This is a genomic window from Phenylobacterium sp. (assembly GCF_044236515.1).
Classification (GTDB): Bacteria; Pseudomonadota; Alphaproteobacteria; order Caulobacterales; family Caulobacteraceae; genus Phenylobacterium.
In genome coordinates, this window is the sequence record NZ_JBIIGK010000125.1 from 1 (window position 1) to 8,805 (window position 8,805).

General features: G+C 69.3%; 7 protein-coding genes and 3 pseudogenes. 5 read left to right on the forward strand and 5 right to left on the reverse strand.

The window, feature by feature from the left end:
- Positions 1-1,518, forward strand: a 1,518-nt coding sequence (locus tag ACILRF_RS12150; RefSeq protein ID WP_395673233.1) for a type I secretion C-terminal target domain-containing protein, incomplete at its 5' end; no start/stop codon positions are given.
- Positions 1,519-1,570: 52 nt separating this feature from the next.
- On the opposite strand, the gene ACILRF_RS12155 is transcribed toward ACILRF_RS12150, so the two are convergent.
- Positions 1,571-1,981, reverse strand: a complete 411-nt coding sequence (locus ACILRF_RS12155) for a DUF1489 family protein (RefSeq protein ID WP_395673235.1) — start codon at positions 1,979-1,981, stop codon at positions 1,571-1,573.
- A 52-nt stretch (positions 1,982-2,033) separates the two neighbouring features.
- On the reverse strand, positions 2,034-2,873 hold the full coding sequence (locus ACILRF_RS12160) for an enoyl-CoA hydratase-related protein (protein WP_395673237.1): 840 nt from the start codon (positions 2,871-2,873) through the stop codon (positions 2,034-2,036).
- Between the two features lie 92 nt (positions 2,874-2,965).
- Between ACILRF_RS12160 and ACILRF_RS12165 the strand changes: the two genes are divergently transcribed.
- A complete protein-coding gene (locus ACILRF_RS12165; protein ID WP_395673239.1) occupies positions 2,966-4,720 on the forward strand; it encodes a patatin-like phospholipase family protein in 1,755 nt (584 codons plus the stop codon).
- A 256-nt stretch (positions 4,721-4,976) separates the two neighbouring features.
- Here the strand turns inward: ACILRF_RS12165 and ACILRF_RS12170 are convergent, their stop codons facing one another.
- Complete coding sequence (locus tag ACILRF_RS12170) at positions 4,977-5,180, reverse strand: helix-turn-helix transcriptional regulator (RefSeq protein WP_395673240.1); 204 nt, start codon at positions 5,178-5,180, stop codon at positions 4,977-4,979.
- Between the two features lie 201 nt (positions 5,181-5,381).
- Here ACILRF_RS12170 and ACILRF_RS12175 point away from each other — a divergent pair, with 201 nt between their 5' ends.
- The 3 genes and pseudogenes from ACILRF_RS12175 to ACILRF_RS12185 all read left to right on the forward strand — a co-directional run.
- A complete protein-coding gene (locus ACILRF_RS12175; protein ID WP_395673242.1) occupies positions 5,382-6,536 on the forward strand; it encodes an ImmA/IrrE family metallo-endopeptidase in 1,155 nt (384 codons plus the stop codon).
- Positions 6,533-7,029: pseudogene (locus tag ACILRF_RS12180) on the forward strand (DUF4411 family protein). The gene ACILRF_RS12175 and the pseudogene ACILRF_RS12180 overlap by 4 nt, the downstream one beginning before the upstream one ends.
- Positions 7,030-7,145: 116 nt before the next feature.
- Positions 7,146-7,340: pseudogene (locus ACILRF_RS12185) on the forward strand (AAA family ATPase); the annotation flags it as partial.
- 174 nt (positions 7,341-7,514) lie between these two features.
- Here ACILRF_RS12185 and ACILRF_RS12190 read toward each other — a convergent pair.
- Together ACILRF_RS12190 and ACILRF_RS12195 are read right to left on the reverse strand one after the other, a co-directional pair.
- Positions 7,515-7,562 (reverse strand): annotated as a pseudogene (locus ACILRF_RS12190) (hypothetical protein); the annotation flags it as partial.
- A 953-nt stretch (positions 7,563-8,515) separates the two neighbouring features.
- Positions 8,516-8,805: amidohydrolase family protein (locus ACILRF_RS12195; RefSeq protein WP_395673244.1), on the reverse strand; the 290-nt coding region annotated here is incomplete at its 5' end.

An 8,805-nucleotide genomic window follows, 5' to 3' on the forward strand; every position in this document is an offset into this window, starting at 1 on the left:
ACCCCGGCCGACATGCACAAGCCGATGTTCATGATCGCCAACCTCGCCCTCGGCGGCTGGGGCGGCGCCATCGACAACGCCGACCTGCCGGCCGAAATGAAAATTGACTACATCCGCGCCTACGAACTCGGCGACGGCGGGACGGTGTCGAACCCGCCGCCGCAGACCGGCGGCTCGCAGCAACCGCAGCCGCAGCCCGAGCCTCAGCCGCAACCGCCGGTCAGCGCCGACGGCGTGACTTTGACCTACGGCCAGCACGGCGACACGCTTTCCGGCGGCGCGGGCGCGGACACCATCAACGCCAGCCAGGGCGCGGACCGCCTGACCGGCGGGGCCGGGGCCGACGTCTTCGTCTTCAAGGACATGCCCTGGAGCGCCGGCAAGATCACCGACTTCCAGGTCGGCGTCGACAAGCTGGACGTCACGAAGCTGTACCTCGGCGGCTATAACGGCCCGAACCCGGTCGCCGACGGCTATGTCCGCTTCGAGGCGGACGGCGCGGGCGGGACCAAGGTCATGCTCGACACCGACGCGGCCGGCACGGCCAACCCGTGGTCGTTCCACGTGGTCACCCTGACCGGCGTCAACGCCGCCGGTTTAACCGCCGCGCAGGTCTTTGGGTCGGCGACCCCGCCGCCCGCCGCGCCGCCGCCGGCGGCGCCGAGCACGCCGGGCGTGGCCCTGACCTCGTCGCAGTACGCCGACACCCTGACGGGCGGCGCTGGGGCCGACACCCTGAACGCCGGCCAGGGGCCGGACAAGCTGATCGGCGGCGCCGGGGCGGACACCTTCGCCTTCAAGGCCCTGCCGTGGAACGCCGGCAAGATTACCGACTTCCAGGTCGGCGTCGACAAGCTCGACGTCTCCCAGCTCTACCTCGGCGGCTACAGCGGCTCGAACCCGGTCGCCGACGGCTACGTGCGCTTCGAGGCGGACGGCGCGGGCGGGACCAAGGTCATGCTCGACATCGACGCCGGCGGCGCGGCCAATCCGTGGGCCTACACCATCGTCACCTTGAGCGGCGTCTCGCCGGTCGGCCTGACGGCGGCGCAGGTGTTCGGCGGCTCCGCGCCGACCCAGGCGCCAGCTCCGGCCCCAGCCCCGGCCCCGGTGGTGGTTCCCGGCGTGTCGCTGACCTCGAATAGCTACGCCGAGACGCTGACCGGCGGCGCGGGCGCGGACACGCTGAACGCGTGGAACGGCCCTGACAAGCTGGTCGGCGGCGCGGGCAATGACCACTTCGTGTTCGACAGCCTGCCGTGGAACGCCGGGCATGTGGCCGACTTCGCGCCCGGCCACGACGTCCTCGACCTGCGGGCGCTGTTCGACGCGGCCGGCTATCACGGGACCAACCCGATCGCCGATCGCTACCTGAGCTTTGAATCCGACGGGAACGGCGGCACGCGCGTGCTGTTCGACACCGACGGCGCTGGAACGGCGAACCCGTGGCCGTTCCACATCACGACCCTGGACGGCGTCGCGCCGAGCAGCCTGTCGGCCTCCGATTGGCTGGTCTGACGACCCAGGGTCAGGGCGGGCCCGTTCCCGAACAAGCGGGCCCGCTTCCTCTTTACCAGGCGCCAATCTCGCGGAGCTGGCGTACGAGTTCCGGCGGGGCGTCGGCGAAGGCGTCGCCGGCGAGGTCCGGCGGCGCGTCCGCCGTCTCGAGATAGCGCCAGCCCTGGAAGGCCCGTCGCGGGGTCGGGGCGACGCGGACGATCTCTTCGTCGAGCGTGACTTCGCAGCGGGCGGTGACGCCTTCGCCGACGGTCTGGACGGCGAGGATCCGTTGGCGGCAGAGGATCGAGCCCTTGAAAACCCGGTAGAGCGAGCCGCCGTCGATCATCTCGGCGGCGCGTTTCGGCGTCTGGCGGGTGCGCAGGGTCCAGGGCTGGCCATGTTCGTGATGCACGCGGCGCCATTCGAGCAGATCCTCGATGGTGTCGGCGCCGACGCAAAGCTTGAGCATGTGGAGGGGCATGGCCCTCCGACTTACGGCCGGGCGGCGCGGGGCGCCAGTGCGGCCGGCCGCCTCACTCCGCCCAGGCGGGCTTGCGGCCCTCGAGGAAGGCGCGGACGCCTTCCTGACCCTCGGCGCCGACCCGGGCGGCGGCGATTCGGTGGGCGGTCAGGTCCATGAGCTGGCGGTCGATCGCGCGGCCGTGGACGTCGGCGACGAGGCGCTTGGAATCTTCCACGGCGCCGGGAGCGCAGGCGCGGGCGTCGGCGGCGATGCGGGCCTGCACGGCGTCGAGGCCGACGGCGTCGGCGACGGTTTCTGTGACGAGGCCGATGTGCTCGGCGTAGGCGGCGTCGAAGACCCGGCCGGTGGCGAACAGGCCGCGGGCGGTGCGCGGGCCGATCGCCTGGATGACGTAGGGGCTGATGGTGGCCGGGATCAGGCCGAGCCGCACTTCTGAGAAGCTGAACTTGGCGTCAGCGGTCGCCACCGCCAGATCGCAGGCGGCGACGAGACCGGCGCCGCCGCCTAAGGCGCCGCCCTGGACCAGGGCGACGGTGAGGGCCGGCAGGTCCCAGAGCTGCTTCAGCATGCGGGCCATCTCGAAGGCGTCGGCGCGGTTGTCGGCCTCGGAGCTGTCGGCGGCGGCGCGCATCCACTCGAGGTCGGCCCCGGCGCTGAACACCTGGCCGGCGCCGCGCACGAAGACCACCCGCAGGCCCTCGGCGCCTGCCAGAGTGCGGAAGGCCTCCTCCAGGGCCGAGATCAGGTCGGCGTCGAAGGCGTTGCGCCGTTGCGGCCGGTTCATCGTCACGGTCGCCGCGCCATCGACGGTGGCGGCGATGGACACCAGGTCGGAGGTAGCGCTGGTATCGGGGATCTCGACCAGGGGATCGACGATGGGGTTGGTCATGACGGCCCTCGCGAAGCTCTCGCCTGAAGAACGCACGGCCGGGCCCGAAGGTCGATAGGCGCATGCGGCTGGCGGGGTTAGGCTCCGCACCCGTGGCAAAGCTTCCGGAAATTCCCGGCGATTCGGCCCTGGCCCGCCTGTTCCGCCAAGCGGCGGTCCAGCGCGAGACCACGTGGTTCTCCCTGCCCGGCGGCCAGCCGCTGTACGTGGCCGGCGATCCGGCCGACCGGCTCTATGTGGTCCGCGCCGGGCGGCTGGGCGCCTTCCGCCGCGAGGAGGGCCAGGAGACCCAGTTCCTTGGCGTGATCCGCCCCGGCGAGCCGGCCGGCGAGATGGCGCTGATCGCCGGATCGCCGCACTCGGCCGACGTCATCGCCCTGCGGGACACCGAGGTCGTCGGGCTGTCGCGGGAGGCCTTCCTCGAGGCTTGTGAGGTGGACGGGTCGGTGATGACCGAGCTCGCCCGGCTGATGATCCTGCGAACCCGCCAGGCGACGAGCGTCGGCACCACCGGCGAGCCGTCGGTGTTCGGCTTCGTGGCCGTCGGCCAGCCGGGACCGCTGCGGCCGCTGCTGGAGCGCATCGCCAAGGAGATCGCCCGGCTGGGCTATTCGGTGACCTGCGTCGGGGCCGAAGCGGCGGGGGCGCCGACCGAATGGTTCTCGGAGGTCGAGCGGACGCACGACTTCGTCCTCTATGTCGCCGAGGCCGACGACGAGGGCTGGCGCTATTCGGTGGCCCGGCAGGTCGACCGGCTGTTCCGGGTCGGACGCGGCGACCGAAAGCCGCCGGCCGATCCGCCGACCGACGCGCCGCTGCAGGCCCAGCAGCTGGTCGACCTGATCCTGATCCAGCCGCCGTCGGTGGCGGCGCCGTCCGGCTCCGAAGCCTGGGCGGCGCTGGTGCAGCCGGCGCGGATCTTCCACATGCGGCGCGGCGAGACGGCGGACGCCCAGCGCATCGCCCGGGTGTTGACCGGGCAGTCGGTCGGGCTGGTGCTGTCCGGCGGCGGGGCGCGGGCTTACGCCCACATCGGTGCGATCCGCGCCCTGCGCGAGCGCGGCGTGCCGATCGATTTCGTCGGCGGGGTCTCGATGGGAGCGATCGTCGCGGCCGGCGTGGCCATGGGCTGGGACGACGCCGAGCTCGACCGGCGGATCCGCGCCGCCTTCGTCGATTCCAGCCCTCTCGACGACATCGCCTTCCCGTTCCTGGCGATGACCCGCGGCGAGAAGGTCGCCGCGCGGCTGGCCGAGCACTTCGGCGACACCCATATCTCCGACCTCTGGCGGCCGTTCTTCTGCCTGTCGTCGAACCTGACCACCGGCGCCTACCACCTGCACCGCCAGGGCCTGCTGCGGACCGCGCTCAGGGCGTCGATCTCACTGCCGGGGGTGATGCCGCCGGCGACGGACGGGGCCAATGTTCTGGTCGACGGGGCGGTGCTGAAGAACTTCCCGGCCGACATCATGCGTTCAACCCAGCTCGGCCCCATCGTCGGCATCGACGTGACCGGCGGGCGCAGCATCACCGCCGCCCAGGTGGCGCGGCCGGAATCGGCGTGGCGCTGGCTGCTGTCCGGCAAGTGGCGCAAGGGCCCGCCGATTGTGTCGCTGCTGATGCGCGCCGCCACCGTCTCGTCGGGACGCGACCTGGCGGCGGCGCGGGAGGCCACCGACGTCCTGATCATGCCGGAGACGGCTGGCGTCGAAATCCGCGACTTCGCCGCCTATCAGCCGGCGGTGGCGTCCGGTTATGCGGCGACGCTGAAGGCGCTCGACGGCCTGACAGGGCCGGTGCAGGCCCTGCGGCGCCGTGTCAGCCTGGAAGAGCGGGCAAAACGCTGAGGGCGGCATTGCGAGGGCCCGCGCCGCCCCCATATCCGATGTCCTGTTCAACAGCTGAAAGGAGGTGATCCAGTGTCTCATTTGTCAACCCGAGGTACGCTTGAAATCTCCGAGGAAAATCAACGCCTCGGCTAGGCCCTCGTCCTCGCGGACAAATGTCTAGGTGTCATATGGGTGTCAGGCGCCCGATGGCGCCGAGAACGACGAAAGCCCCGGCCGGGATGGCCGGGGCTTTCTGATTCCGTGCACCGGTCGGTTAGTGCGTAAGGTCTGCCGTGTGTTCGTGCTGGTTCGCCCGCTCCCAGGCCTCAATCTCGTCGAGGCTGTAGCGGACCCGAGCCTTTAGCGTCCGGCCGGGCTTCACGAACCGGGGCCCCTGCCCTTTGACCCGCCAGTCGGCGAGGGTGGCGGGTCGCAGGCCCCATCGGTCGGCCAACTGCTGGGGAGTGAGGTAGGTCATGGGCGGCTCCGGGACAGAACGGCGGGTATCGAAGAGTAGCCGTTGCCGTTCGGCGAACCGAATCGACGTTTCCCCGAATGCCTACGAATCTCTACGACCGGCCGGGCCATTAACCGGAATGAAGGCGACGCGCCGAACCCTCGTGCCGTCAACAACCGGGCGGAATTCGCGTATGCGTAGGCCGAGGATCTTCCACGCTCCATGACCCGTGTCGCCGTCAGTCCCGAACTTCTGCGCTGGGCGCGCGAGCGCGCTGGGCCGGACGGGCATGACTTGGAGCGTCGCTTCCCCAAACTTCCGCAGTGGGAGGACGGCACAGCCCAACCGACCCTGAAGCAGCTGGAGCAGTTCGCGACGGCCGTCCACGTGCCCTTCGGCTATCTGTTCCTGCCCGAGCCGCCGGCTGAGCCGGTGCCGATTCCCGACTTCCGCACCATCGAGGGGCGCGCCGTGCAGCGCCCCAGCCCCAACTTGCTGGACACCATCTACGCCTGCCAGGAACGCCAGGCCTGGTATCGCGAATTCGCCCAGGTCACGCGCCAGCCCGATATCGCATTCGTGGGGAGCGTCACCTTGGCCACGCCGCCGGAAGTGGTCGCCCGCCGGATGCGGGAGGAGCTGGGCTTCGATCTCGACGAGCGGCGCAACTGCCCCACCTGGGCCGAGGCCCTGCGTCTCTTCCTCCAGCAGGCCGACCGGGCTGGCGTCCTGGCAATGATCAGCGGCGTCGTTCTCAGCAACAACCGCCGTGGCCTCGATCCCGAGGAGTTCCGTGGCTTCGCCCTAGCGGACCGTCGCGCGCCGCTAGTCTTCGTCAACGGCGCCGACACCAAGTCGGCACAGATGTTCACTCTCGCGCATGAGTTGGCGCACCTCTGGCTGGGTGCCACCGCCCTGTCGGACGTCGGCGCGCGGCCGCCGCAGGGGTATCGGCGTGAGGAGGTCTGGTGCAACCAGGTCGCCGCCGAGTTGCTCGTTCCGCTGGAGACCCTGCGTCGGGACCTCGTGCGTGACGAAGCCCTCGATCAGTCGCTCCGGCGGCTCTCGCGGGCCTACAAGGTCAGCACCTTGGTCATCCTCAGGCGGCTGCTCGACGTCGGCGCCCTTGACCGCGTCGCCTTCGACCGGGCGTGGCGCGACGAAAACGCCCGGCTGCGAGAGCTGGCGCAGAACGGCGGCGGCGGCGGCGACTTCTATCGGACGACGCTCTCGCGGGTCAGCCGCCGCTTCGCCCGGGCCCTGGTCGAGAGCACGCTGGAAGGCCAAACCCTCTATCGCGACGCCTTCCGGATGTTGGGGGTTTCCCGCACCGAGACGTTCAACAATCTGGGTCGGGAAGTCGGGGTCCTGATGTGACCTATCTGCTCGACACCAATATCTTCATCCAGGCGAAGAACCTCCATTACGGCTTCGACTTCTGCCCCGCCTTCTGGGACTGGCTGGCGCAGAAGAACGGCGAAGGGGTGGTGAACAGCATCGAGAAGGTCGGCGACGAACTCGAGGCCGGCGCCGACGAACTGGCCGAGTGGAAGACCGCGCGGGGTCGCACCTTCTTCCGGCCGCCTGATGACGCCGTCCTGCCGGCGCTGACACGGGTGAGCGCCTGGGCGACGGGCCAGAACTACGAACCCGCCGCCATCGCCACCTTCCTGCAGGTGGCGGACTATTGGCTGGTCGCCCACGCCCTGGCGCACGGGCTCACCGTGGTGACCCACGAACTTCCTGCCGAGACGGTCGGAAGATCAAGATCCCGAACGCCTGCATCGGCCTCAACATCGGCTGCATTACGCCCTACGAGATGCTGCGGCGAGAACGCGCCCGCTTCGTCCTAGGGCCCGGACGCGCTTAGCTGCCGACCCGTCCCGCCTATTCGCCGCCGTTTCTGCGATCCTCTTCGCCCGTAAGCCCGGGCCTCTAGCGTTCGTTCGTCCGCTTGTTCACATGCGGTCTCGTGTGGAGGCGGACATGCGGACAATCTCAATCATCAGCCAGAAGGGCGGAGCCGGCAAAACCACCCTCGCCGTCCACCTGGCCACGGCGGCCGCAGCCGAGCGCGTGACCCTCCTCATCGATACCGATCCCCAGGCGACCGCGAGCCGATGGAGTCAATGGCGCAGCGGCGCCGATCCGGAAGTCATCGATTGCGGCGCCCCTTCCCTGCTGGCGGACAAGCTGTCGAAGGCAGAGGGGCTCGGCGCCGAGCTGGTCGTGATCGATACACCGCCACACGCCGACGCCATGGCCCGACAGGCGGCGAAGTTGGCGGATCTTATGCTCGGCGAAGTTGAGCCGAACACCGGGGAACCAGCGAACGTCAAAGCCCTCCCCCTCGACCACCACCCCCGGATCGCCGTCGGCCTGGACCCTGAGGTAGTCCCACATCGCGGCCCAAAAGGTCTTGATATCGGCCACTGACCACCGCCAAAGGTCGGCATAGTCCCGAATATTCTCGCCATAGCGCGACCGCACCCAGTCGATCAGATCGGTGACGTTCGCAGCCGCCGCGCGACCGGGGGGCGGCGTCCAGAGAGGAGGCGGCGCCTCGACACGATTGGCGCGATATGGCCGATGAGGGTCAGACACGAACGATCCTGAGGACTGTATGGGCTGCCGCTTGCAACTTTCGCCGTCGGCATTCAGAGCGTCTTCTGGCACGCGGCGCTACGCCTCCCCGAGATGCAAATTGAGACCACTCGGTGCAGGCAAGGCACCCCCGTCCGGGGGCGTCGTCTGGGGCCTATCCGCCGACGCAGCAACGCAGATTCAGCACAACCCGATCGAGATCAAACACCGCCGGAAAGAAGTTGTGCGACGAGAAGCCCTGCGAACGGACTTAGATCGGAGTCTCGTCGATGTAGAGGCCGTGGTCGAGGCGTCGGCGCCCGAGGAAACGCCGCGGATCGAGATGTCGGTCGACTGGTCGTAGGTCGACCGGCTGAACTAAACACCGGGCGTGATGCGGAACACATCGTCAGCCACCCGAACGCCGCGTTGCTCCAGATCGCGCGATAGGCGCTGACGCTGAGCGGGACCTTGCTGCGGGTTTCCTCATGACAAGTGGCGGTGACCACGATCTCGCCGAGATCGGCGGCCTGCTGGGATACGCAGGCGTCTGGACAATGGCCGCCACCAGACTGGCCGACGAAAGCAGCATGAGGCGCCGCATGGCAGGCGTTCTCATATTTCCGCCTTAACTCGCATCCGGCGGCGCGCCATTCGACGCGCCGCTTAGCGGCAGGAGAGGAGAAACTGTCCGCGTTGCCAACCAGCATCCATCACCATACGGCTCAGAATGTTTGAGTGTGATTTTTGCGCGACACTCGCATTGGGAGCTGTCAGTCCCCGTGGACCACCGAACCTCCGACGATGGTGGCGTCCACCTGGATATCGAACAACTTGTCCGGCGCGGTGGTGAGGGGGTCATGACTAAGGACGGCGAAGTCGCCGAGCTTGCCCAGGCTGATCGAGCCCTTGGCGCGCTCCTGGTGGCTGCTGAAGGCGGCCCAGCTGGTCCACATCCGCAACGCCGTTTCGTAGTCGAGCCGGGAGCCGTCGGCCAAGCTGCCGCCCACGGAGGCCGGCGCCACCAGGGCTGCGATGCCGAACAACGGGCTGAACGTCGGGA